This is a genomic window from Clostridium magnum DSM 2767 (assembly GCF_001623875.1).
Taxonomy (GTDB): Bacteria; Bacillota; Clostridia; order Clostridiales; family Clostridiaceae; genus Clostridium_AM; species Clostridium_AM magnum.
Genome location: NZ_LWAE01000007.1, coordinates 245,012 through 270,240, shown reverse-complemented (window position 1 = coordinate 270,240; position 25,229 = coordinate 245,012). Strand labels below are relative to the sequence as shown.

The following is a 25,229-nucleotide window of genomic DNA, read 5'->3' as shown; positions in this document are numbered from 1 at the left end:
GAATAGTTATTTTTTTAACACATCCTAATTTATATTATAATTCAATAATTTTGATAATTCTAATACATGTTTTCTACTTTATTGATAGTTTTTAACTATTGAATATGATATAATATTTATAATCTATTTGGGGAGGAAACTGCCATATGAATTTAAACCAATTATATTATTTTAGAACCATTGCTCGTCTGCAGCATTTTAGACAGGCAGCTTTAGAGCTAAATATATCTCAACCAAGTTTAAGTAATTCTATGGCAAACTTAGAATCTGAACTTGGTCTCTGCTTATTTGATAAGCAAGGTAGAAATGTCATATTAACTAAATATGGTCGAATATTTTTAGAACATGTCGATAGAATATTAGATGATTTGGAAAATGCTAAAAAAAATATGAAACAATTAGCCAGCAGTTCAGAAGGTCACGTTGACATTGCCTATATTTCTCCACTAGCGCAACATTATATTCCTGAAACAGTACGTAGTTTTTTAAATTTAGAACAGAATAAGAATGTTACCTTTACCTTTAAACAGGGGTTTACTGCAGAAATGTTGGAAGGCCTAAAAAATGATAAATATGATTTGATTTTTGGCTCTTATGTTGAAAATGAGCCAGATGTTACTTTCGTTCCCATTATTGAACAAGAACTATTTGTTATTGTTCCTTTAGAACATCCACTTGGAAAATTTGATAGTATTGACTTAATTGACATTGAGCCTTATCCATTAGTAGCATATGATAGAAATTCTGGACTTGGAAAATTCACTTTTAATTTATTAAAAAGTATTAATTTAAATCCAAAGGTTATTTGTGAAGCCTCTGATGAGTATGCTCTTTCTGCTTTAGTTGCTGCAGGTTTTGGAGTAGCTATCATAGCAGAAGCACCGGCTCTTAAAGATGCTAAAGTAAAAAAGTTACACATTAATAGTCCGGAATATTGTCGTCGTATTTATTTTGCTTATCGAAAAAATAAATATTTTCCACCTGCTGTACACAACTTTATTTCATATTTAAAAGACAAAAGTTGTATAGAATGAAGTGGAAACTTAAATCTGATGACTATATGCTATAATACTGCCACTTTAAGGAAAATGGCAGTATTATAGCACGTATTCATTGAATAAAACTTTAGGAACTACAAATAACACTCTATGCTTTTGATAGAGTGCTATTGTACTTCTCATAGATGTTAAAGATTTTTAGGATTTACTTAAAGTACAATTCCTGAACCTCTTCCACAGGCATTTCTAATTCAGTATATAACTTAAAAGCCTCTGCTCCCTGCCATAACAGCATTCCTAAACCCCCTACTGTTTTACAGCCAACAGCCTCAGCATCCTCCATAAGTTTTGTTTTCTTTGGATTATACACTACGTCTGCTACAACTAAGTCTTTTTTGAAAACACTTGTATCTTTTATAATCGTCTGTTCCTCATTAGGGTGCATTCCTACAAGTGTTCCATTAACTAAAATATCACTGGATGCAATTTCTGCATTAAGTCTTTCCGTATCATTTAAATCATATAAGCTCACAACGCATTCTGGTACTTCTTTTTTGATGTTTTCAACAGTTTTCTCAGCTTTTTCATAAAAAGCATCTTTTATGTTGAATATAGAAATTTCTCTAGCTCCATCTAAAGCAAATTGGACCTGAATAGCTGTTGCAGCGCCACCAGCACCCATAATAGTTACTTTTTTGTCTTTTACTTCTACTCCATGTTCTTTTAAATTACGTATAAATCCAACACCATCTGTAATATGGCCAGTTAATTTTCCGTTATCATTAACAATTGTATTTACCGCCCCAATTATACGTGCAGCAGGAGATAACTCATCCATATACTTAACAACTTCACTTTTACACGGCATTGTTACATTTGCGCCTCTCATTTTAAAAGTTTTCATAGCTGCAATGGCATCTGGTACCTTTTCAACTGTTATATCAAATGCTAAATATGCATAGTCTAAGTCCAATTTTTCAAAACTATAGTTATACATAACTGGTGATTTGGAATGATCTACTGGTGTACCTATTAAGCCCAATAAGCCTGTCTTTCCTGAAATACGTTTTTCCATAATTATAACCTCACTTAACTTAAATATTTTATTTTTTAAGATTTAAGATATTATCTATGCTTTTGCTTCTTCTGCAAACTTTTTATTTACAAACAATGCAAGTAAAATACCAAGAACAGTAATTCCTATATTCAGTAAAAGCACATATTTTGGTCCCTGTACACCACCAGCTTTTGTAAGCATACTAGCTATATTTAAGATAACATAATTTGCTACACTGGATGCAATCATAACTATAGATGTAATCTTACCTTTGTTTGCTGGGAACATAGAATTTGCTGTTGATACTGCTAACTGAAGTACTCCACCTGCAGCTGCATATCCAAGTACAAATCCACCTACTAAAACAATTGTTGGTGATTGTATAAAGTATAAAGCTATAAGCATAATTGTAGAAATTGCAGGGTAAAGAACAAGAATTCTAACTGGTTTAATAAAACTTTTCACAAGTGGTGCTGTTACTAATATAGCAACTATTGACCCCATTGCATAGTATGACTGAATTTGACTTGGTTTAGCTAAGCCATATAATTTACCTAATTCTTGATTACAGTTCAACCATAACTGGAATGTTGATGTACATGTAAATCCGATAAGAATAACTGCAATACTAGTTGCTGTAAATTTCATTTTTTCTTTCTTAACTTCAGCTCCACCTTTTTCTGTCTTAGCACTGCTGTTCATTGCTGGGAATGGAAGTATTGCGATTAAAATTGCATCTATAATAAGTAGTACGGCTGTTACGAAGAAAATAGTTTTATATGACATGTGATTTGCTGCAACAAAACCAATCATAAATGGAAGTAGAAGCTGTCCTATAGATATTGAAAACTTAGTGAACATACTAGCAGCGTCACCGGATTTTGTAAATATCTCTAAGCAGGATGGAATAATACAAACATCTAGGAAAGAGTTAGCTGCACCACCGGCTAATGCAAATGCATAAGCAACATACATATTTGGCGCTAATGCAATACCTACGAAATAAGCTACATAAAGGGCTATACCTATTAGTCCAGAAGCTCTTCTTCCGAATTTATCTGAAAAAGGCCCCGATATAGGAAGTGTAATCAAACGTCCTAAACCTAAGGCTGCAATAACAGCCAGTACCACACTTACATCAAAAGTACCATTAGCTAACGTTTTTGCTCCCCAGGCACCTGCGAAGTTTTGTTTGTATTGACCTAAAATTGATACGCCGATACCATGTATAAAATATATGAAATATAACGCTAAGGCAGTTGGAAAATAATTTTTCTTATTACTCATTTTTTTCTCCCTTCATTTTTCCCTTTAGATATCTAATTGTATTTAATATAATAATTCCTTCAATATACTGGATATAGATTGTCCCACTAATAATTTCATTGTTAATTTATTAACCTTTATATTCCAATAATCGGGTTGGACTAAAAAATCCAACCCTATTAATTATTTGAATACACCCATAACTTCTAAAGTTTTTACTACATTTCTGCCTTCTTCAACGCCGGATATTATTCTTCTTACTCTTGCACTATCTCCGATGTTAAGAAGTTTTACGCCTGTTTCTGCAGCGTATGCTTCAACTTTAGGGAATCCAGCATTTTCTGATCTCATTCCTAGACATACAAATCCGTAGTCAAAGTCTATATCTACGATATCGCCTTCTGGATTCCTTACTGTAAATGAACTGTCATTAACAGTCTGTAGTGCAGTATTTGCAAGCTGCTTAACATTATTTTCTTTCATCATATGATATACATCAAGCTTTGTATTAGTGTCCAAATCTCTTCCTATTACAGGCATCATTTCTATAACCGAAACTTCTGCTCCTCTTTCAGCGAAGAATTCTACAACGTCAAGTCCTACTGCTCCTCCGCCTACAACTGCAACTTTCTTGCCTTTGCAGTCCTCATCAAAAGAATTGATGTTGTTAATGAATCCAAAGGTTGATTTAACTTTTGATCCCTCTTTGTCTACACGATCCAACAATCCTGCTATTGGAGGAAGCAGTGGCTTTGATCCAGTTGCATTTATTATAAGATCTGGATTTAATTCTCCTAATATTTCCTCTGAAGCTTTTGTGTTAAGTCTTACATTTAGGTTAGGCAGCTCTTTTACTCTATTCTCTAAATATTCTACAAAGTAGTGGATTCTTGCTTTTGCTGGAATTGTTCCGATCATCCAAGCTAGACCGCCTAATCTATCTTTTTGTTCTAATAATGTTACATTGCAGCCTATTTCTGCAGCAGTACATGCAGCTTCGAGTCCTGCTGTACCTCCACCGATAACTACAACATTAATAGCTTTTTTTACTTGTTTATCCTTATAAGTATCTTCAAATAAAAGATCTGGGTTGATGGTACAACGGATTGGTTGGGATTTTGCCAAACGGTGATCAGCACATCCTATGTTACAAGAGATACATCTTCTAAGAAGGTGTTCTTGTCCATCAGCAACCTTATTAGCCCAATATGGTTCTGCGATTAAGCCACGTCCCATAGCTAAAAGGTCAGCATCTCCCTTTTCAATGATTTCTTCTGCAACTTTTGGAGAACGGATATTTCCTGAAGTTATTACTGGCTTATTGAACTTTTCTTTGAAAGCCTTAGCCATATAGCTTCTCCAACCTTCTGCTAAGCTCATCTTATCATGTTGAAGATATAGGTTGTCATTTTGAGCTACAGAGATGTTTAGGAAGTCTACCTTTTCCTGCATATATCCCATCAATTCTAGTGAGTCCTCAAGGGTATTTCCTCCCTGGATCATATCATCAGCACTGATTCTTATGGAGATTGGAAATCTAGGACCTACTGCAGCTCTTACGCTGTCTATAACCATTACAGCAAATCTTGCTCTATTTTCAGCGCTTCCACCAAATTCGTCAGTTCTGTCGTTGAACAAAGGTGATAGGAATTGGTTCAGCAAATAGGAGTGTCCTGCATGGATTTCAACTGCGTCGAATCCTGCTAGCTGTGCTCTTCCTGCAGCTTCTCCATATTTTTTAGCGATGTCTTTCATCTCTTCTACAGTTAAAGGTCTTGGAATTGCTCCACCTGTTTTTGAAGGAATATTTGATGCTGAAACAGCTTGTACTCCGCCTAGTCTTGCTGCATAAGCAGATGCTCCTGCATGATTTAATTGTATTGAAACCTTTGCTCCATAAGCATGAAGTCTTTCTACTAAAGTGTAAAATCCAGGTACATATTGGTTATCGTCAATTCTGCACTGTTTTGTTCCATTGGTTCCCATTGGAAAGTCTACACAAGCGTTCTCCACGATGATAAGGCCTGTACCACCTTTTGCCCTTAATTCATAATATTTGATCATTTCTTCAGACACTTCTGCACTAACAGTAGCAAAGTTGCTGCCAATAGGTGGCATAACCGTTCTGTTCCTTAATGTCATTCCGTTGATAGTGATTGGTGACAAAAGATTTGGATATTTGTTTTTCATTTTTTTACCTCCATATTCACTCTATCCTAATATTAATAATAAATTTACTTAAGAGTTTCTTAGCATTGTTAAAATAAGCTTATAGTATGTTATATTGTTAACCAAGAATGTTATAAGGTTCACTAATTATGTTACTAACCTTAACATAAAATCATTTACAACTTTATTATAATATAAACAAATCTATTAATCTAATTGATCTTTCAAGCTTTATTTATAGATTTTTTCTATACATTTAATTTCAATAATTTTTAGACCTATAAACAAAAATCAGCTCCTATTGTGCCGAGATTGAACTAAAAGGAGTAAAATTACCACTCTGTTTATCAGAAAAATAATTTCATAACATTCATTTGATAAAATACTGACAGTTTTTTTCTTTCATATGTAGGTAATGTGTTAAATGAACTTCAAAAAATCGAAAAAATGGTCATCCTAAATAACTTTTAAGATGACCACTTTGTATTCTGTTTTATCCGATGGGGGTTGTACCCCCATAGGATTCAATTTTCACTTCATTTCTGCAATATATAATTATTAATTGCGTAAGCTATACCAGCTTCATCATTTGACTTGGTTACATACTTTGCCTGCAGTTTAACATCCTCCTCAGCATTTCCCATTGCTATAGGCATACCTACACATTGAAACATTTCTACATCATTATAGTTATCCCCAAAAGCAATAACTTTATCTAAATCTACATCTAACTTATCGGATAAAATCTTTAAACCATGCCCCTTAGAGGTATTTGATGCCATAATATCTAAAAGTCCCTTCACTGAACTCACCGCTGTAAGCTTATCAGATTTTGAAAGATGCTTTTGTGCTACTTTAACTATTTCATGATTATCACAGACTAATAAAATTTTAAAAATATCTATATTATGTATATTTTTAATTATTGAATCATCTATATACGTTATTGGTATTTGTAAATCCTTCGAAAGAGACATATTAAGCTTTTCATATTTCTCAGCCTTTGGGTTATTTTTGTTTGAATATACTACTTTGTTAGTATATATAAGGAAATTTATATTATTTCCCAAGGCGTAGTCTATAATCTCTCTTACCGCACCCTTGTCCATTACCTTAGAATATAGTATTTCTCCTGTTTCAATATTTTTAATTAAGCCACCATTACAGCATATAATATTACCCTTTAAATTCAACTGTTTTATAAAAGGCTTCATTAAAAGATCAACTCTTCCAGAAGCAATAATTACTTCTAATCCCATTTGTTGAAGCTTTTTTAATGCTGCCTCATTTTCCTCTGATATAATATCTTTTGAATTTAATAACGTTCCGTCCATATCACATACGCACCACTTATATTGAATCATCAGTCCCTTCCCCCTTGTATTCCTTATAAGCCCAGAAAGATTATTAACCTTTCTGTCCCTTGTATTCCTTATAAGCCCAGAAAGATTATTAACCTTTCTGTCCCTTGTATTCCTTTCAAATCAACTGATTAGCTACATCACTGCTGCACTTTTAAGCTGTATCCCGGTCTGCTTCTAATAGGTATAGGAAATTATCTTCTATCTTATAAAAGAGGGGTGCAATCATAACTTTAGGATACTTTTCTCTTAACCTTTTAGTCTCACATAACAAAAATTCTATTTCATTCTCAATTTCAAATATTGGTGCAAATCTCATAAAATGATCTTCTGCCTGTTTTTCCATCCATCCTGCATTTTTAACCATTCCTTCTATAAAACGCTGCTTTTTTGAGATTAAATTAGACATTCCACAGTGATTATGACCTATTAAAGCAATACACTGTACCCCACCAATACCAATTGCATAGGATATTTTGAACTCAATAGACCGTAGATTTCCTCCACCGGTACGTAAGATGTATGCAAAATTATTGGGAATTCTAAGCTGATTTCTATTATCCATACACATGCCTACTAGCAGTTCAGCTTTAGAGGACTTTTCAAAGGTACATCCAAAATTATGATATTTAAATAACTGTTCTATGGGAGTATTTCTATATTTTGAAAACAATTCGTTTTCATTAGATATTTTTATTAAATCATTCACATACAACCCTCCTATTATATTATAAAGAGGCCATTGTAAAAACATCAATGACCTAATTCAATACTAAATTATATAATCTACTTATTAGGAAAAACTTAACACACTTTCCAATCTTAGAAAACTGTTGAAACCGCCAATGTTATCAAAATAGCAACAACAGAGGCAATAGTAGTAGCAGCTGTCCAGGATTTAAGCGTATCTATTACTGACATTCCAAAGTATTCTTTAACTATCCAGAATCCTGAGTCATTTACATGTGATAAACCAACTCCTCCTGCACCAATAGCTACGCATAATAACACAGGGTTAAGGTCTGGAAAATTAGGTAAAATTGGTAATATTATTCCGGCAGCAGTCATCATTGCAACAGTAGTAGAACCAACAGCAAATCTCATTATACTAGAAACTAACCATGCTAAAAGTACAGGACTCATGTGTAAGTTTGTAAGAACGCTTCCTAATACCTTTCCTATTCCACTGTCTTGAAGAACCTGATTAAATGCTCCACCTGCACCTATAACTAGCAATATGCCTGCTACTGGTCCAAAGCATCCGTCAGTAACCTTTAATAAGTCTTGCATTTTCATCCCCCTTGATAAGCCAAGAGTGAAGTATGAAACAAATACAGAAATTAAAAGTGCTGTGATTGGATTACCAATAAATGCTACAAAATGAACATATGAGGCTCCTTTAGGTGCTGCTAACTCAACAATAGTTTTTACTACCATGATTATCATTGGTAAAAGTATTGTAAACAATGTTGTTGCAAATCCTGGAAGTTTTTCTTCTGGTATAAGTTCACTGCTGAAAAGACTTTCATTAGGGTTAACCTTAACTCGTTTTGAAATAAAATTACCATAAATCGGACCTGCACAAATTGCGGCAGGCAATCCTATAATCAAACTTAATAAAATAGCAGTTCCGACATCAGCCTTAAGTGTACCAACAATCGCTAAAGCAGCAGGATGTGGTGGTACCATTCCATGTACTGTTATTAATCCTGCCACAACAGGAATTCCTATTTTGATTAAGGACATTCTTGTTTGCAGCGCAACACTAAATATTACTGGAAGTAATAAAACAAATCCAACTTGAAAGAATACAGGTATACCACATATAAATCCTACAAGTATCATTGCCCAATGGGCTTTCTTTTCACCAAAGGTATCAATCAATGTTCTTGCAAGTCGCTGTGCTCCACCAGATATCTCAAGCATCTTTCCAAGTATTGTCCCAAGACCTAAAACAGTTGCCAAGAATCCTAGAGTATTTCCCATACCTGCCTGAAAGGAAACAGCAACTTTTTCAAGTGGCATACCTGCCACAATACCAAGAAACAATCCAGAAACAGTCAATGCCAAAAATGCACTGAGCTTTGTTTTCATAATAAGAAAAACGATCAAAGCAATAGAAGCAAATAGAATAAGAAGCATATATGATACATTACTCATAATTAGACCCTCCATTTGTTACTTTTTTATTTTATAAAATTTATTACGTTACCGTTTTCAACAATTGTAAATTAAAAATATAATACCTTCAAAATATGAAATGACAAGCTTTCTATTTCTAAAATAATATAAACCTGTCATTCCATACTTCTGCTTAGCTTTATTCAAATCACAACATAACTGAAATTTTCATAATTCTTTAATACTTAAACCATTCTATTAAAAAGCTTCATATATTTACTAACTACTTCTTTAATAAATCCTACTTGCATTAAAGATATCTCTGATAAGTGATATTTTTGTCCATTACTTAGTAATTCTTTCATTTTCTCTATAGTATAGACTGATATTTCTGTGTTAACATTTATTTTGCAAATTCCATTTTCTATGCAGTCTAATAGTACATCTTCAGGAGTACCAGAACCACCATGTAGCACAAAGGGGATGTCCACTTTTTCTTTAATTTCCTTTAAGATATCTACTCTTATGTTTGGAGTTCCTTTGTACATTCCATGTACTGTACCTATAGATACCGCTAGAGCATCTATACCAGTCTTTTGTACAAAATCCTTTGCCAGCAGCGGACTTGTATAAATTTCTCTATCATCTAATTTTCCCTCATGAGAATCTAATCCTGCTGCTAAAGAACCTAATTCAGCCTCAACAGACACATTACATGCCTTTGCAATTTCAACCACTTTTGAAGTATTCGCAACATTTTCTTCATAGGGTAATGCAGAACCATCATACATTACGGAAGTAAATCCTGCCTTTATAGCCTTGTACACATTTTCCAAGTTACTGCAATGGTCTAAGTGCAAAACAAAAGGAACTTCAATATTCTTTGACAAAGTCTTTACTACACTATATACTGACTCAAAGTCCATATTTTTAAGATATTTTTCACCAAATGCAATTATTGCAGGAAAGTTTTGCTGCTGGGCAGATTCTAATACGCCTTTTATAGTTTCGTAAGTATAAACATTAAATGAGCCAACAGCTTTTTTCTCTAAGCTTGCATTATGAAGAATTTCTTTCATGTTAACTAGCATTTTTTTCACCTTTCCTTTTATCCATAACACTTTTAATCATCGCTTAATTGCATTAATTTTATTTATTATTTAAAACCTCAACTGCTTCTCTTAGAGTAGTTTTAGTTCCAACATTTCCTGGGAATATTACATAAGATATTCCTGGGTACTTACTTTCTGCTCCTGTTCTCCAAACAGGTATTCCTGGCTTAATTTGACCAGCTACAGTTGCTCTTTTTACTTGAAGACCTTTTGTTCCTACATCACTTGATGTAATTCCACCTTTAGCTACAACATAATTAGGTCTTACCTTTAATCTAGTAACAATACTTGTTACTGCATCTGATATTTTAACAGAAAGCTTCAATTCTTCTTCTTTTTTACCTTCGCCAAGATCTAATCTTTCTCTTCTTGTATAAACAGCTACAGTTTTACCGGAACTGATAAGATCTTCACATTTTTCAATAATCCTATCAACTTCAGCTGTAAACTTTTCTGGTTCTAAAACAAGATGACAATTAAATTCAATAAATTCAATAAAATCAACTTTCTTTAGTTCTTCTAGCTGCTCAGTAGTCTTTTGAACGTGAGAACCAACTACTATTAATCCTCCGTTGTTAGTTTCTTCTTTAATAAGTTCATCTCTAGTAAGTAAACCTTTATCACTTACTCCACCAATTACTTTAGTTAGAGCAGCTGCACTTCTATACATAAAGTTTTTACCTGCTTTTATTGCTCTTATTAAAGCAATGGTAACTATCTTTACATCAACATAGTCTACAGCATTAACTGCTACTTTATTAAAGTTATCAACTTTAAGTAATTGTTCTGTTATGCTGTCTATTGCTAAATTTCTAATATCTTGAAGTGATATATAAGTAGTGTTACTAGCCTTAAATTCGCCATTTGTTTTTTCTTCAATATATTCACCCAACTGAGATTTTGTATATCCAAAAGTTCTATCTTTTGCAAACTCAGTTTCCCCAGCTGGCACTAAGTATTCATCATATTGAACATAGTGAACATTATCAACAGTAAATCTGCCGCCTTCTTTGAAAAATGGCATTAATACTTCCCCATTATATTTAACTTCTGAATTTGCTTCTATAGTTTCTTTTAATACCTTTGTTTCAAGAGGGTAATGTCCTCTAAGAGTTGAGTCCGATCTGCTAATTACTATAAAATCTTTATTAAGATTTTTAGCTACTTCTGTAATATTTAAAGCTATTTCTTTATGTGCTTTTTCTGTTTCTTCTGCAGTAAAACCTCTTGAATTTGTTAGGATGAAGAACATAGCGTTTTCTTCCATGAAGCCTTTTTCAATACTTTCTTTTGACCAATCAGTATATACTGAAACATCATGAACAGTCTGTACTCCAGTTGGATCATCATCAAGAACTATTATTTTTTTATCAAGTTCAAGTAATTCTTTAGTAAGTAATTCATCTACAACTTTTACATCTACTGCCGGTATTTTATCAAAAACTTCTTTAGCTAGTACTTTATTTGAACTCATAATTATTGCTCCTTTCTAACTTCAACCTTTGCAAGCTTTTCGTAATGTTGAACTATTCCACCGTGATCGTCTCCTGCTTTTCCATCTACTTTTAATGCGTGCATTATTTCTAATAGTTGGCTGCATAGTGGTAATGGAACACCTATTCCGTGTGCTGTTTCCATAACGTTTGTTATATCTTTAAGGTTTATATCTATTCTTCCACCTGCTACAAAGTTTCTTTCAAGTATTAAAGGAACTTTTGCATCAAGTACAGAACTTCCTGCGAGTCCTCCTCTAATTGCTTGATACATCTTTTCAATATTAATTCCAGCTTTTGCTGCCAGTACTAGTGCTTCTGACATTGCTGCGATATTTAAATTAACTATAACTTGATTTGCTAATTTTGCAGTAACACCACAACCATTTTCTCCAACTAAAATAACATCTCTTCCCATAGCTTGAAGTACATCTTTAACACTTTCAAAAACCTCTTCCTTACCACCTACCATTATAGATAATGTACCAGCTACAGCTCCTGGCTCTCCTCCACTTACAGGTGCATCTAACATTTCAATACCGTCTTTAGAAAGTTCTTCTGCTATTTGTTTAGAAGCAACTGGAGTAATAGAACTCATATCGATTACAACTGAACCAGCTTTTGCACCTTTAGCAACTCCATTTTCACCTAAAACGGCTTCTCTTACATGCTGGGAATTTGGTACCATTGTAATAATTACATCACTATTTTCTCCAACTTCTTTTGGTGATGCAGCACCCTTAGCACCAGCAGTTACTAATTTTTCTATTGCTTCCTTATTTATATCGTATACAGTCACATTGTAACCAGCCTTTAAAAGATTTAATGTCATCGGTCTACCCATTATACCTAAGCCTATAAAACCAACATTTTTTTTCATAATTTAACCCTCCATTTTATGATTAATATTTTTAAAAATTTTACGTATTATTATGTTAGTAATTTTTTTACTATTTAATTTTTAATTTAGTAGTTTTTTTACCGTAATCAGAATATCAAATTTTCAAAACGTTGTCAATGCGTATTTTGTATAATTTTGTACTTTAATTTTCTATTATGCTTATTTGCTATAGTTCGTCTTCGTAAACTTATTACTGTTATTTTTTAATCAAAGTAATTTTATTACTATATTCAGAATAACAAAAGTTCTAAACGTTGTCAATGAGTTTTAGTAAATTTATTACGTCTATTTTTTTGTAATAAGTAACATATTTACTAAGTTTAAAATAATAAGAACTTAAAACATTTTCAATCTATGATTTATATACTTTTTTATTTTTTACTTTAATTGTTTTTTCTACACTGGTTTGCTACAATTAATCTGTAATGAATGCTTATTTGCTAACATTTAGGAGGAGACAACAACTATGCAAGATAATCTTTTTGCTACCATAAGATCAAGATATAATACACTATCTAAAGTTCAGAAAAATATAGCTGACTATATTTTGAACAATAAATCGGAAGTAGTTCGAATTACAATTAGTGAATTGGCTCAAAAGTGTAATGTCAGCGAACCTACAGTAATTCGTTTTATTAATAAACTAGACTACAGTTCTTATCAGACATTCCGTATAGATATGGCTGGAGAATTATCAAAAGAAACTACTAGATTATCCTCAAATGGAATTAAAATAGATGATGGATATCAAAATATTGAGGCTACTGATGACATTGAGATAGTTAAACAAAAAGTAATAGCTTCTGCAGCCTGTGCAATAAATGATATTAATAACATTATAAATACTGAAGATTTGAACAAGGCTGTAAACCTTATCTTCGAAGCGAGCAGCATACTGTTTTATGGATCAGGTGGTTCTAGTGTAATTGCTATGGATGCATATCACAAGTTTATGAGAATTGGTAAAAAAGTGTCCTTTGATGTAAACTCACATTTTTCATTAATAAAGACTTATCATCTTGAATCAAATGATGTGGTAGTTCTCATTTCTCATACTGGAGAGAGCCGTGAGGTCTTGGAGTGTGCCGAAAATGCTAAAAAAAAGGGATGCAAGATTATTGGAATAACAAGCTATTTAAATTCTGCTCTTGCAAAGACTTCAGATGTGGTCTTGTTTAGTTCAACATATGATTTAAAATACTATACAGACGCTATGGTTTCAAGACTTATTCAACTTGTTATTTTAGATATGATCTTTATCTCAGTAAGTCTCAAAATGGGTGATGAAAGTAAAGAGATGATTGGAAAATCAAGAGATGCAATTTCTGTCGTAAAAAAAGGAATTCTTAAATGAAGTGGAATCAACTAAAAGTACTTTATAAATATATCCCTAAGTTAAATGAATGAGTTGGTATGAGTTATACTAAAATAAATTTCCATACAACTATATTTCATAAATTTTCTCTGTCATATTTATGATTTATCTTTAATATTGTAACTTAATTGTAACATTAACATTATATAATATGATTAAGTTATAAATTTTTCGACAAAAATGGTTTACTTTTTTTAAATCATCAACGATAATAAATCATACTTACTAATTAATATTTGGGGGGATGGCCTTTTATGGACTTTTTTAAAAACATTAAACTGGGCAAAAAAATTGGTTTACTTTCTATCAGCTTTCTTATTTTTCTTATAGTAATAGGTATTGCTGGTGTAAGACAAATCTCTAAAGTTAACTCAATGGTCATAGAATTAAACGATTCTAGACTGGTTCCAATTGTTTATATTAGCGGTATAAAATCTGACATTGAATATATTAAATCTAAAGATATCACCTTAATGGATGCAGCGGATGATGCCTCAAAAAAAACAATACAAGATGATATTGCATCCAAGATATCTTCTATAAATGAACGATTATCAAAATATAAGAGCAATGATGACTTTAAAACTCTATTTGAGAACTATGATAAGTTTATAGCTGCTAATGATGCTTTTATAAAATCTAACGGAGTTGGTGCTGTAAAAACTCTGGATGCTGGCGGAAACGATCTTGGAGCTCAAGCTGGACCTCCTACTGAAATGCTAAACTTAGACAACACAAAAACTGCTGTAGTTAGCTCTTTTGATGAGATTATTAATAAGCAGGTTACTGCAGCAAAACAAACTTATGATGAAAGTAAATCCGTTTATTATACTACATTAATTGGATTAGTATCACTTATTGCAGTATGTGCAATTATAACTCTAATCTTATCTATAGTAATAATAAGAGCAGTTGTTGTTCCTGTTAAAAAAGTAACTCAACAATTAAAGGAAATCTCTGAAAACAGCGGTGATTTGACTAAGAGAATAGGTTATAGAAGCAAAGATGAAATAGGCGAACTGAGCTCAAGTTTTGATCTATTTGTTGACAAGCTTCACAACATTATTAAGGAAGTATCTCTTTCTGCTGATACTATCTCTTCTTCAAGCGAAGAGTTAACCATAGCAACAAAAGCCACCACACAATCTCTTGATACAATATCGAGTACTGTTGAAGAAATAGCTTCCAGTACCTCCGATGAGGCTGCCATTGCTGAGGAAACCTCTGCACATCTTGCAGAAGCAGCAAGATTTACTGAAGCAACTTCTATAGCAACTAAAAATACTACAAATAATAGTAAAAAAGCAAAAGAGTCTGCCGAAGAGGGCGCAACTAAAATATCTGAAATTGTTTCTTCTATAACAGATATAGCCTCTTCCTCACAAAAAGTATCTCTTATGATAAATGAACTTGACCTCTCTTCAAAAAAGATTGGCGATATTATTCAAATCATAACAGGAATATCGGAACAAACTAACCTTCTAGCTTTAAATGCAGCAATAGAAGCAGCACGTGCTGGTGAAGCTGGTAGAGGTTTTAGCGTAGTAGCAGATGAAATAAGAAAGCTTGCTGATGAAAGTAATTCAGCTGCTCAACAAATATCTGACTTAATTAAAGAAAATCAGTTAAAATCTGCATCTGCTGTTGATTCAGTTAACCAAGTTGAGGAAAAGGTATCTCACGGAGTTACTAAAGCCTCTGAAGTTGGTCAAATTATAAAAGACATAATTAAGAATACACAGGATATTGTAAATCAAATAGAAGAAATTGATAAAGCTACAGAAACCCATGCAGAGAGTGCAAAAGAAATGGAAAAAGCTATAAATAGTATGGCTGCAACCTCAAGTGAAATAGCAGCAGGCACTGAAAATATAAGTTCAAGTATCGAGGAACAACTAGGCACTATGACTGAGATAGAGAAGACTACAGAAAATCTATCAGAAATGGCAAAGGTGCTAAGTGCAATAACTTCTGGATTTAAGGTGTAATTACAAGAGTTCTAGGCAGAACTTTAACTTATCCTACGGAATCGGCTACCAAACTTCAGTACAGTTAAAAACTTTTAATCAGTGTAAAGCTCGTGTTTTATAAAACCTAAGAATATTCGATAAACTCGCTTTGCTCAGACAATCGGATATTCTAAGATTTTATAAAACACTTCGCTAAGACTGAGAAAAAAGTTTTTAAATCTCCCTTCAGTTTTGGTAGCCTATTCCTGCGTATAAGTTAAAGTTAGATACTCTATGTAATAAACCTTTATTAAGTAAATTTTATGCTTTTACCTTTAATACAACCTTCTTTATTTCTGCAGGTTTATTAGAAATAAAGCAAGGTTTATGACCATCCTCAGGAAAAAATATTCCAAAATAGCCCTCTTTTAAATTCAAATCTGAAAAATAATTAGTTTCATTATAGAAGATTACATCCCTTTCTTCTAACAAGTTTTCACTTATAGTCAGTTCTTTTACTGGTGTCCATACAATAGTCTCTTCACCACTTGCAATATACTGGATATCTATATATTTTTCATGTGATTCCCATTTATTGTCCTTGCAGTCTTTGGTAGTATAAGATTGTACTAATGCATAAACATTATCAGAATCAATTTCATATCTACCATCAGCAAGTTCTTTGAAATTATTGTCCACTAAAAATTTAAAAGCTTTTTCAAGATTACTATTTAAGCAAAAATACTGTTTACTATTTTCTATTTTATCTAAAATCATAGTTATGCCTCCTGTATTGCCTTGACTTTACCAAAACGCTTATACCAAAGAGAAGTAAGTATTGGAACTAAAATTGAAGTTACGATAACGGTTGTAGCAACCAATGCAGTTGCTTGAGCTGCAACAGGTGCAAATTGAGGCGCCATTTTTGCTATTATAACAGGATTTGCAACAGCTGCACCTGCCGAACTTGCAGCAGCTAAACCTGCTCCTCCATTACCTCCGCCTATGAACTTATCTGCAAAAATAAGAGGAATGCCTGTAATAACAATAACAGCTAGTCCAAGTAAAATTCCAAGTAATCCAGTTTTGAATATATTACTTAAATCAATTGCATTTCCTAGTGCAAATCCAAAGAAAGGTATCATAACCCCTGTTGCCTTAGTAAAGAACTCTTTAAAATCAGGGTCTAAATTACCAAGAATAAGACCAATTAAGAAAGGTAATACTGCGCCAATGAAATGATTAAGTGGGAAACTTGCTGCCCCAACAGAACCTAATATTAACATACTTACCAATGGACCTGATTCTAATGACATCAACACAAATGCACCAGATTCTTCTTTGGACCCATACTGTTGCATTACCGCAGCATACAATCCGCCATTTGTCATATCCATACAAGAAACAATTGCTAAAACAGATAGACCTGCAAAAACTCCTGTTTCTATACTGCCGCCAGGCACTATTTTACTAAAGGCTAGTGTAACAAGCCAAGCAACTAAAATTTTTGTTAAAACAAGTGTACCAGACTTTCTTAGAATAGTAGGCGTCGCACTAAAGCTTACACTTGCACCATACAGAAAAACCAAACTCCCAAAATTGGTAAAGTACCACTAATTAGTCCTCCTGTAAAAGATCCAAGGTAGCTACCTGTATCCGGTGCAAAAGTTTTAATACATGCACCTAATAACAAAGGTATAAGCATCATACCACCAGGTATTTTTTCAATAGTCTTTTTAATTTGCATAATTTCTCCTCCTAAAGTTAATATTCAATGTATTAATTAATTACAAATTTTCATGCAATTTTCCCTTAATATCTTTGTTAAGTTTTTTAATAGCATACTCCTAGTTCATTGATGCTTCCTCTAAAAACTTATTTAGGCCATCTCTGCTAGGTAATCCATCCTTATCTCCAGGGCTCATAACAGCTAAAGCTCCTATAGCATTACCTCTACGTACTGCCTCTTTGATAGTTAGACCTTCTAATAGAGCACTTGTCACTCCTACTGCAAAACCATCACCTGCTCCAACTGTATCAACTACCTTTTCCACCTTAAAGCCAGGTACAAAACCCTCTTCTTCTTTAGTCTTATAATAAGCTCCTTCTTTGCCAACCTTTATAACTACTAACTTTACACCTTTATTAAGATAATAATCCGCTATATCAGAAGCCTTATCATATCCTGTCAATATCTTCCCTTCGGAGATTCCAGGGAATACGAAGTCAGCTTTAAATGCTAAACTATTAATAACTTCAACCATTTCATTTTCACTTTTCCATAAACTTGGTCTAAGATTAGGATCAAATGATATAGTTTTTCCTTGCTTTTTCATCTCATCCATAACGTATACAGAAAACTCTCTTGCTGATGCAGATAAGGCCGCAGGTATTCCAGTTACATGCATATGCTTTGAACTAGCAAAATAATCTGTATTATAATCCTCCACAGATAGAGTGCTTCCAGCTGAGAACTTTCTAAAATATTCTACATCAGGATCTCCTTTTAAAGTCTTAGATTTTAATAAGAATCCTGTTGAATGTGTCTGAATTAATGGCACATTAGATACATCGACCTGTTCTTTTTTCAAAGTCTCTATTATATATCTGCCGAATGTATCATTTCCGAGCCTGCCTACCCATCCAACTTTTAAGCCTAATCTTGCTAAACCTATGGCAACATTAGTTTCTGCTCCGGCCATATTCTTAGAAAAGGTTTTCACTTCACTTAAATCTCCAGTTTCTTCGGCAATTAGCATGCCCATAGCTTCTCCGAAGGTAATAACATCTTTAATCATAAATTCACCCATTTTCTTTAATTTGTTAATGTTAACGTGCACACTCTAATCTAATATTCTCTTGCTTTCTCTATATTTTAATTGCTAAATACATACTTACTCTTTATTGCATTTATTCTCTCTACATACTGCTTGGCAACTACACTTACACTTGAGTAATCGTTGCTATTGAAAGTAGATGTTAAATTGCTTCCTACTCCTACTGCAATCACACCGTTTTCAAACCAACTATCTAAATTCTCTAGGTTAACCCCACCAGTAGGCATAATATTCACTTGAGGTAATGGTGCTTTTACAGCCTTGATAAATTCTGGCTTATACATATTTCCTGGAAACAACTTAATTATGTCAACACCCATTTTTAAAGCTTCCTGCATTTCACCAATAGTCATGCAGCCTGGCATATAAGGGATTTGATATAAATTACACATTTCAGCCGTACTTCTACTAAAAGTTGGACTTACAACAAACTGAGCCCCTGCCATAATAGCTAATCGTGCTGTGCATTCCTCTAAAACAGTTCCAGCTCCAACAACAATGTCTTTATAGTTAGAAGCCAATTCTTTGATTACCACCTCTGCCTCTGGAACAGTAAAGGTTATTTCAATACACTTTATACCACCATCTATGCATGCTTTTGATATATTTATAGCCTCTTCTTTCGAGTTTCCTCTAATTACTGCTACTAACCCATATTGAAAAACCTTACTCAAAGTTTCATATTTTTTCATAAGCACTCTCCTTTACCATTTGGTTAGGGTAAAAACCCTACCCAAATGAAATATTATAGTATATTATCTAACTAACCATCCACCATCAACAGCTAAAATATGTCCATTTACATAGTCTGATGCTCTGCTAGCAAGGAATACTACTGCTCCCATTAGATCAAATGGCTTTGCCCATCTATCTGCTGGAATTCTTGATAATATTTCTGCATTTCTCTTTTCATCTGCTCTTATAGGTGCTGTATTAGCTGTTTCAATATATCCTGGTGCTAATGCATTTATTTGAATGTTGTGACATGCTAGCTCATTTGCAAATGCTTTAGTAATTCCTGCTACACCGTGCTTACTAGCTGTGTATGGAGGTACAAACTTTCCTCCTTGGAATGCAAGCATTGATGCTATGTTAATTATTTTTCCTGACCCTTGCCCAACCATTATCTTTGCAACTTGCTGGCTCAAGTGATAAACAGAATTTAAGTTTATATCCATAACTGCTTGCCAATCTTCTTCTTTGTATTCAAGAAGAGGAGCTCTTCTTATTGTTCCTGCATTGTTTACAAGTATATCTATTCTTCCGTAAACCTCCATGCACTTTTCTACTACTTTTGCTCTGTCTTCCTTTTTTGTTAAATCAGCTTGAGCAAACTCAATTTTTCTTCCTTCTGCTTCTACTAATGCTCTTGTTTCTTCCCAATTTGTATCATAAGTTGGAACGAATAAATCTGCTCCTGCTTTAGCAAGTGCTACTACATAACCTTGTCCAAGTCCTGTGTTTCCCCCTGTAACAATCGCTACTTTACCATCTAGTTTGAAAAAATCCATTGAAAAATCTGCTAATGACATGTTTATACCTCCGAAAAATATTTATTTTAAATCTTTGATTGCAATATGATCCATATCATCAAAGTCTTGATTTTCTCCACACATTGCCCATATAAATGTATAATTACTTGTTCCAACACCGGCATGTATTGACCAGCTTGGAGAAATTACTGCTTGCTCATTTGCCATAACAATATGTCTTGTTTCATCTTGTTCTCCCATTAAGTGGAATACTCTTTGATCCTCTGGTAAATCAAAGTAGAAATATACTTCCATTCTACGTTCATGAGTATGGCAAGGCATACTATTCCAGCTATTTCCCTCCTTTAACATAGTTACTCCCATTGATAGCTGACAAGTTTTGCAAACATTTGGATGTAAGAACTTGTATATAGTACGTTTATTCATATTTTTTTGGTCGCCTAACTCAACAATTTCAGCATTACTTCTATCTATTTTAACCGTAGGGTAAGATGCATGTGCTGGTGCAGAGTTTATATAGAACTTTGCAGGATTATTTTTATCATCTGAAACAAAAATTATTTCTTTTGTTCCCATTCCAATATATAAACCTTCATACTTATCTAGTTCATATTTTGTTCCATCTAGGATAACTGCTCCTTTTCCGCCTACATTAATAGCTCCCATTTCTCTTCTCTGTAAGAAATATTCTGCTCTTAACTCTTCTGCAGCTGCCAAAGTAAGATCTTTATCTACTGGCATTGCTCCACCAAATATAATTCTATCTACATGACTATAAGTTAAAGAAACTTCATCCTGTACAAATATTTTTTCTTGTAAATAATGCTCTCTTAATTCTGTAGTATCATATTTTTTTGAATCAATTGGATGATTTGCATATCTTATATCCATTTCCTTACCTCTTCCTTGTTTCGTATTGCGAAACCATGTTTCATTTTCTTTATGTCTTAATTATATGTTCTCGTTAACATTTTGTCAATGAAAAACTTTCATAAAATTTTATATATTTTTTAGGGCCGAAATCCATCCCCAATAGTTGTTAATAATATAAAATCATTACAATTTTATATAGAAATAAAAAAGTATCCATATAGTTAAAACTACATAAATTTCTTGTAGTTTTAACTATATGGATACCTTATATTAAAAAAAACAAATTATGATTAAACCCTATAACCAAGCTCTCTTGATATTTTATTTGCATATTCTAACATCAACTTTGAAAAACATTCAATTTTTTCTTCCGTAAAAGTTATAATCGAGCTTGATAAACTAATTGCTCCACATACTTCTCCTTTATAATCTCTTATCACAGTTCCTAGGCATCTTATCCCCATTTCGACCTCTTGTTCGTCCATAGCATAACCTTTTTTTCTGATTTCCTCAAGGCTATCCTTTAGCTTATCAATCTCTACTATAGTGTTCTCTGTAAGCTTTTTTATGTCACTTGCATTCCAAATTTCTTCTACTTCTTCCTCTGACATTTGTGACAGCATAGCCTTGCCCATTGCAGTACAATACATAGGCTTTCTCATACCTATCCTCGTATACATCTTCATAGATTTTTGAGGTTCTACCTTAGAAACATACATTACCTCCATGCCTTCCCTTACTACAAGATGAACTACTTCATTAGTTTTCTCCACTAGTTCCTTTAGGTAAGGTTGAGCAACAGAAACAATATCCATCTTTTCTACTTTTTTATTTCCAAGCTCAAATAACTTTAAAGTTAATCCATATCTATTTGTATTTTTATCCTGTTTTATATAACCTTTATATATTAGTGTATTCAATAATCTATGAACGGTACTTTTGTGTAATTCTACTTTTTGACTAATTTCAGTTATTCCTAATCCGTCTTCATAATCTGATAGTACTTCTAGAATAGTTAGTGTTCTATCAACTGATTGAACTGTTTCTTGCATTTTTGTAATTTCTCCTTTTGTGTTTATATTCAAACTAGAAATAATTCAATTTTAAAATCTGAATAATATAGTTCTAAAATTTTATCTAGCATACCTTTAATTATATCTTATCACATATTTTTAGGTAGTAAAATGTTATATTAAAAAAGGCCTGATGATTGATTTAAATCAAATCACTGGGCCTTTTATTAATAATTTTATCCAAACATAATATTTGCTTAAGAAGCTTTAGCTTGTTTACTATAATCGTAATTTTTAAAATAACTCTTAGTCTCTGAAACTATTACTTCTCTTAATCCTATTAGAGCAATAAGGTTTGGAATTGCCATAAGGGCATTTACAATATCTGCTAATATCCAAACTAAATCAAGCTTTAAATAAGAACCTATAGCTACTAATGCTATAAATACATATCTATATACTTTTATTCCTTTAACTCCAAATAAATATTCAGTACATCGTTCACCATAATAATTCCAGCCTATTATAGTTGTAAAAGCAAAGAAAATAAGACCAATTGTTACTATAAATTTACCTAATGATGCTATTGGTAGTCCTACTGAAAAGGCATAATTAGTCATAGCAGCCCCTTGATACTCTAAATTCCATGTACCTGTTACTATTAATACCAAACCAGTCATAGTACACACTATAATAGTATCAATAAAAGTACCAGTCATTGATATTAAACCTTGACGTACGCAGGATTTTGTTTTTGCTGCTGCTGCCGCAATAGGCGCACTTCCAAGTCCTGATTCATTTGAGAAAACTCCCCTTGCTACACCATTTTGTATAGCTTGTTTTACAGTAGCTCCTAAAAATCCACCAGCTGCTGCAACAGGTGTAAAGGCGCTTTTTACAACTAGTGCTATTGCAGCAGGAATTGCTGAAGCATTAAGTACTAAAATTATAACTGATCCTACTATGTAGAAAACTGCCATAAAAGGAACTATAAGTTCTGCTACCTTGGATACACTTTTTATTCCTCCCAAAGTTACAAGTGCAACAAGAATTGTTATTATAGTTGAACTAACTACCACAGGTATATTGTAAGCCACCTGTGTAGCTTGAGTTATAGAATTAATCTGTGCAAAAGTTCCGATTCCAAGACAGGCTACACCTATACCAAAGAAAGCAAATGCTTTAGCAAGCCACTTTATTCCTAAACCTCTTTCAATATAGTACATAGGTCCTCCGGACATTTGTCCATTTTTATCTACCACTCTATATTTAACTGCAAGTAAACCTTCCGCATATTTAGTTGCCATACCAAAGAAGGCTGCCATCCACATCCAAAAAAGTGCACCAGGACCTCCAGTTTTAATTGCAGTAGCAACACCTACAATATTTCCTGTTCCTATAGTAGCTGCTAGTGCAGTACATAATGCTGCAAAACTAGTAACGTCACCTTCTGAATTGTCTTCGCTTTCATTTTTCTCAAAAAGATATTTTAATGCAAGCGGTAATTTGAATAATTGAAGTAATCCTAGACGTACGGTAAGATAGATTCCAGTTCCCACTAATAATATTAAAAGTGGAGCCCCCCATACTAAAGAATCGATTTGGTTAAGTACTTTTGTTAATTGATCCATTTTAATCCCTCCATTTTAATCGAAAGACATGTATTCAAAAGTGTCTTTCTTTTTAAACATTTTGTAATCTGGGACAAAAATGGGAAAAGATAAAATCTAAGTGAAGTAATTTATGATAAATTACTTTTGCAAGATATGTTACCTATCCCCTGTCCTTTTACCTGAGAGTTTCGCCTTGCGGTTTGCTCCTTCGGTGCTCTATTTCGAGTCTCTCCAAGGGTTCATCCAATAGCGGTCATCTCTAACTAAATAGGTACCTGAAAGATTTACTTCTTCGGTGAATGGCAATAGCCATAACTCTCCCACTATCTTCATCTGAACTATGAATTTTTATAACTCATATATTAATATACATTTAATAAAATTGCAAGTTTTTTTTCTAAACAGAAAAAGCCTGACATAAATTAACTTCAGACTTTTCTGTTTCTATATTAATTTTTGTCCGATGGCTACCCGCTCTAATACTACCAATCTTTATATGAAACTCCTCTTTCTACGTCAGAGGATTAAGCGATTCGCACCAAATCATAGATTTGGGTTCTCTGCTTAACTGTACGTTCCAGGCGGCTACGCTCCTGGATTCGTTCAACTAAGAATCAGATGGGTTTGAAACCCCATCTGATTCAAGTTTCACTTCATCTATCTACAACTTTCTTTTTACCCATAAAAGCCATGAGTTGATCTAAATAAGGATAACCTTCCATGTCCCCTTGTACTAGAGTAGCCATAGCTCCTACTCCATTACCAAGTTGCCCACATTCTTTTAAACTCAAGTTTTTTAGTATTCCTGATAAAAAACCTGCTGCAAAACCATCTCCCGCTCCAACAGTATCTACAGTTTTAACTTTAAACCCTTCTACATATACTCCGCTCTCTTTATCTACCACATAACAACCCTCTGCACCAAGCTTTACAACCACAGTTTTACAACCCATTTCCATGAACTTATCTGCTATTTCTTTCTCATCACTAGTTCCTAGAAGCATCTCGCCTTCTTCTTGTCCCGGGAAAATTATATCTGCCATTTTTGCGATTTCTAAAAGCACAGTTTTTGCTTTTTCTAAAGTCCATAATTTTAATCTAATATTTGGATCAAAAGAAATAGTAACTCCATTTTCCTTAGCTACTTTTAACACTTCAAATACTACATTTCTCATGCTTTCCGACAAAGCTGGAGTTATACCTGTAATATGAATTATCTTAGCACTCTTTATATATTCTAAATCTAAATCCTCTATAGTTAGCTTACTTGCTGCTGAATCTTTTCTATAATAATATACATTAGGATTTTCACCACTGAATCTCTCTTTAAAAAGAAGTCCTGTATTTGCTTCACTAGTGAATCTTGCTCTTGAAACATCTACTCCTTCTCCTCTAATGGTATTTTGAATATACCTTCCAAACTCATCATTACCTAATTTTGAAAACCAGCCAACCTCATGTCCAAGTCTTGCAAGTGCTATAGCAACGTTGGACTCTGCTCCAGCTAAAGCCTTATTAAAATTATGAACATATCTTAAAGGTCCATTTAACTCTGGATTAAAAAGTACCATTGATTCGCCAAAAGTTAATACTTCCAT

General features: G+C 33.2%; 20 protein-coding genes, 1 pseudogene and 1 riboswitch. Of the genes and pseudogenes, 3 read left to right on the top strand and 18 right to left on the bottom strand.

Going from position 1 to position 25,229, the window contains the following annotated elements:
* Window positions 1-146: 146 nt before the first annotated feature.
* Window positions 147-1,034: a LysR family transcriptional regulator gene (locus CLMAG_RS23505; protein ID WP_066628359.1), complete on the top strand. Its 888-nt coding sequence runs from the start codon at window positions 147-149 to the stop codon at window positions 1,032-1,034.
* A 169-nt stretch (window positions 1,035-1,203) separates the two neighbouring features.
* On the opposite strand, the gene aroE is transcribed toward CLMAG_RS23505, so the two are convergent.
* The 9 genes from aroE to garR all read right to left on the bottom strand — a co-directional run bounded on the left by aroE (window position 1,204) and on the right by garR (window position 12,457).
* Window positions 1,204-2,073 carry a shikimate dehydrogenase gene (aroE, locus tag CLMAG_RS23500; protein ID WP_066628357.1) on the bottom strand — a complete coding sequence of 290 codons (870 nt, stop codon included), beginning with the start codon at window positions 2,071-2,073 and terminating at the stop codon, window positions 1,204-1,206.
* Window positions 2,074-2,127: 54 nt separating this feature from the next.
* On the bottom strand, window positions 2,128-3,342 hold the full coding sequence (locus CLMAG_RS23495; RefSeq protein ID WP_066628355.1) for an MFS transporter: 1,215 nt from the start codon (window positions 3,340-3,342) through the stop codon (window positions 2,128-2,130).
* Window positions 3,343-3,504: 162 nt separating this feature from the next.
* Window positions 3,505-5,511: an oxidoreductase gene (locus CLMAG_RS23490; RefSeq protein WP_066628353.1), complete on the bottom strand. Its 2,007-nt coding sequence runs from the start codon at window positions 5,509-5,511 to the stop codon at window positions 3,505-3,507.
* A 515-nt stretch (window positions 5,512-6,026) separates the two neighbouring features.
* Window positions 6,027-6,854 (bottom strand): Cof-type HAD-IIB family hydrolase, encoded by an 828-nt coding sequence (locus CLMAG_RS23485; RefSeq protein WP_066628352.1) that lies wholly within the window; start codon window positions 6,852-6,854, stop codon window positions 6,027-6,029.
* A gap of 151 nt (window positions 6,855-7,005) precedes the next feature.
* On the bottom strand, window positions 7,006-7,560 hold the full coding sequence (locus CLMAG_RS23480; RefSeq protein WP_066628351.1) for a carbonic anhydrase: 555 nt from the start codon (window positions 7,558-7,560) through the stop codon (window positions 7,006-7,008).
* Between the two features lie 113 nt (window positions 7,561-7,673).
* Entirely contained in the window at window positions 7,674-9,011 is a 1,338-nt protein-coding gene (locus tag CLMAG_RS23475; RefSeq protein ID WP_082832057.1) for a GntP family permease, read from the bottom strand.
* 206 nt (window positions 9,012-9,217) lie between these two features.
* Complete coding sequence (locus tag CLMAG_RS23470; protein ID WP_066628348.1) at window positions 9,218-10,063, bottom strand: class II fructose-bisphosphate aldolase; 846 nt, start codon at window positions 10,061-10,063, stop codon at window positions 9,218-9,220.
* A 58-nt stretch (window positions 10,064-10,121) separates the two neighbouring features.
* On the bottom strand, window positions 10,122-11,558 hold the full coding sequence (locus tag CLMAG_RS23465; protein ID WP_066628346.1) for a four-carbon acid sugar kinase family protein: 1,437 nt from the start codon (window positions 11,556-11,558) through the stop codon (window positions 10,122-10,124).
* Window positions 11,559-11,560: 2 nt separating this feature from the next.
* The gene (gene garR / locus CLMAG_RS23460; protein ID WP_066628343.1) at window positions 11,561-12,457 is read right to left on the bottom strand and encodes a 2-hydroxy-3-oxopropionate reductase; all 897 of its coding nucleotides are present in this window, start codon (window positions 12,455-12,457) and stop codon (window positions 11,561-11,563) included.
* A 487-nt stretch (window positions 12,458-12,944) separates the two neighbouring features.
* Here garR and CLMAG_RS23455 point away from each other — a divergent pair, with 487 nt between their 5' ends.
* Together CLMAG_RS23455 and CLMAG_RS23450 are read left to right on the top strand one after the other, a co-directional pair.
* Window positions 12,945-13,832: a MurR/RpiR family transcriptional regulator gene (locus tag CLMAG_RS23455; protein WP_066628340.1), complete on the top strand. Its 888-nt coding sequence runs from the start codon at window positions 12,945-12,947 to the stop codon at window positions 13,830-13,832.
* 275 nt (window positions 13,833-14,107) lie between these two features.
* Window positions 14,108-15,841 (top strand): methyl-accepting chemotaxis protein, encoded by a 1,734-nt coding sequence (locus CLMAG_RS23450; RefSeq protein WP_066628339.1) that lies wholly within the window; start codon window positions 14,108-14,110, stop codon window positions 15,839-15,841.
* Window positions 15,842-16,123: 282 nt separating this feature from the next.
* On the opposite strand, the gene CLMAG_RS23445 is transcribed toward CLMAG_RS23450, so the two are convergent.
* The 9 genes and pseudogenes from CLMAG_RS23445 to CLMAG_RS23405 all read right to left on the bottom strand — a co-directional run bounded on the left by CLMAG_RS23445 (window position 16,124) and on the right by CLMAG_RS23405 (window position 25,229).
* Window positions 16,124-16,579: a NanQ anomerase/TabA/YiaL family protein gene (locus CLMAG_RS23445; RefSeq protein ID WP_066628338.1), complete on the bottom strand. Its 456-nt coding sequence runs from the start codon at window positions 16,577-16,579 to the stop codon at window positions 16,124-16,126.
* Window positions 16,580-16,581: 2 nt separating this feature from the next.
* A pseudogene (locus CLMAG_RS23440) lies at window positions 16,582-17,507 on the bottom strand (2-keto-3-deoxygluconate permease).
* Window positions 17,508-17,649: 142 nt separating this feature from the next.
* A complete protein-coding gene (locus CLMAG_RS23435; RefSeq protein ID WP_066628336.1) occupies window positions 17,650-18,600 on the bottom strand; it encodes a sugar kinase in 951 nt (316 codons plus the stop codon).
* A 77-nt stretch (window positions 18,601-18,677) separates the two neighbouring features.
* Window positions 18,678-19,331 (bottom strand): bifunctional 2-keto-4-hydroxyglutarate aldolase/2-keto-3-deoxy-6-phosphogluconate aldolase, encoded by a 654-nt coding sequence (locus tag CLMAG_RS23430; RefSeq protein ID WP_066628333.1) that lies wholly within the window; start codon window positions 19,329-19,331, stop codon window positions 18,678-18,680.
* A gap of 63 nt (window positions 19,332-19,394) precedes the next feature.
* Window positions 19,395-20,171 carry a 2-dehydro-3-deoxy-D-gluconate 5-dehydrogenase KduD gene (gene kduD / locus CLMAG_RS23425; protein WP_175562207.1) on the bottom strand — a complete coding sequence of 259 codons (777 nt, stop codon included), beginning with the start codon at window positions 20,169-20,171 and terminating at the stop codon, window positions 19,395-19,397.
* A gap of 21 nt (window positions 20,172-20,192) precedes the next feature.
* Entirely contained in the window at window positions 20,193-21,023 is an 831-nt protein-coding gene (kduI, locus tag CLMAG_RS23420) for a 5-dehydro-4-deoxy-D-glucuronate isomerase (protein WP_066628327.1), read from the bottom strand.
* A 272-nt stretch (window positions 21,024-21,295) separates the two neighbouring features.
* Window positions 21,296-22,057 carry an IclR family transcriptional regulator gene (locus CLMAG_RS23415; protein WP_066628325.1) on the bottom strand — a complete coding sequence of 254 codons (762 nt, stop codon included), beginning with the start codon at window positions 22,055-22,057 and terminating at the stop codon, window positions 21,296-21,298.
* A gap of 218 nt (window positions 22,058-22,275) precedes the next feature.
* Entirely contained in the window at window positions 22,276-23,649 is a 1,374-nt protein-coding gene (locus tag CLMAG_RS23410; protein ID WP_066628323.1) for an alanine/glycine:cation symporter family protein, read from the bottom strand.
* A gap of 139 nt (window positions 23,650-23,788) precedes the next feature.
* A riboswitch (glycine riboswitch) is annotated at window positions 23,789-23,876 on the bottom strand.
* Between the two features lie 408 nt (window positions 23,877-24,284).
* Window positions 24,285-25,229: a sugar kinase gene (locus CLMAG_RS23405; RefSeq protein ID WP_066628313.1), complete on the bottom strand. Its 945-nt coding sequence runs from the start codon at window positions 25,227-25,229 to the stop codon at window positions 24,285-24,287.

Bases quoted from the DNA above. Each gene is read 5' to 3' on its own strand.
- CLMAG_RS23505 (WP_066628359.1), top strand. From the start codon at position 147: ATGAATTTAAACCAATTATATTATTTTAGAACCATTGCTCGTCTGCAG.
- aroE (WP_066628357.1), bottom strand. From the start codon at position 2,073: ATGGAAAAACGTATTTCAGGAAAGACAGGCTTATTGGGCTTAATAGGT.
- CLMAG_RS23495 (WP_066628355.1), bottom strand. From the start codon at position 3,342: ATGAGTAATAAGAAAAATTATTTTCCAACTGCCTTAGCGTTATATTTC.
- CLMAG_RS23490 (WP_066628353.1), bottom strand. From the start codon at position 5,511: ATGAAAAACAAATATCCAAATCTTTTGTCACCAATCACTATCAACGGA.
- CLMAG_RS23485 (WP_066628352.1), bottom strand. From the start codon at position 6,854: ATGATTCAATATAAGTGGTGCGTATGTGATATGGACGGAACGTTATTA.
- CLMAG_RS23475 (WP_082832057.1), bottom strand. From the start codon at position 9,011: ATGAGTAATGTATCATATATGCTTCTTATTCTATTTGCTTCTATTGCT.
- CLMAG_RS23470 (WP_066628348.1), bottom strand. From the start codon at position 10,063: ATGCTAGTTAACATGAAAGAAATTCTTCATAATGCAAGCTTAGAGAAA.
- CLMAG_RS23465 (WP_066628346.1), bottom strand. From the start codon at position 11,558: ATGAGTTCAAATAAAGTACTAGCTAAAGAAGTTTTTGATAAAATACCG.
- garR (WP_066628343.1), bottom strand. From the start codon at position 12,457: ATGAAAAAAAATGTTGGTTTTATAGGCTTAGGTATAATGGGTAGACCG.
- CLMAG_RS23455 (WP_066628340.1), top strand. From the start codon at position 12,945: ATGCAAGATAATCTTTTTGCTACCATAAGATCAAGATATAATACACTA.
- CLMAG_RS23450 (WP_066628339.1), top strand. From the start codon at position 14,108: ATGGACTTTTTTAAAAACATTAAACTGGGCAAAAAAATTGGTTTACTT.
- CLMAG_RS23445 (WP_066628338.1), bottom strand. From the start codon at position 16,579: ATGATTTTAGATAAAATAGAAAATAGTAAACAGTATTTTTGCTTAAAT.
- CLMAG_RS23435 (WP_066628336.1), bottom strand. From the start codon at position 18,600: ATGATTAAAGATGTTATTACCTTCGGAGAAGCTATGGGCATGCTAATT.
- CLMAG_RS23430 (WP_066628333.1), bottom strand. From the start codon at position 19,331: ATGAAAAAATATGAAACTTTGAGTAAGGTTTTTCAATATGGGTTAGTA.
- kduD (WP_175562207.1), bottom strand. From the start codon at position 20,171: ATGTCATTAGCAGATTTTTCAATGGATTTTTTCAAACTAGATGGTAAA.
- kduI (WP_066628327.1), bottom strand. From the start codon at position 21,023: ATGGATATAAGATATGCAAATCATCCAATTGATTCAAAAAAATATGAT.
- CLMAG_RS23415 (WP_066628325.1), bottom strand. From the start codon at position 22,057: ATGCAAGAAACAGTTCAATCAGTTGATAGAACACTAACTATTCTAGAA.
- CLMAG_RS23410 (WP_066628323.1), bottom strand. From the start codon at position 23,649: ATGGATCAATTAACAAAAGTACTTAACCAAATCGATTCTTTAGTATGG.
- CLMAG_RS23405 (WP_066628313.1), bottom strand. From the start codon at position 25,229: ATGGAAGTATTAACTTTTGGCGAATCAATGGTACTTTTTAATCCAGAG.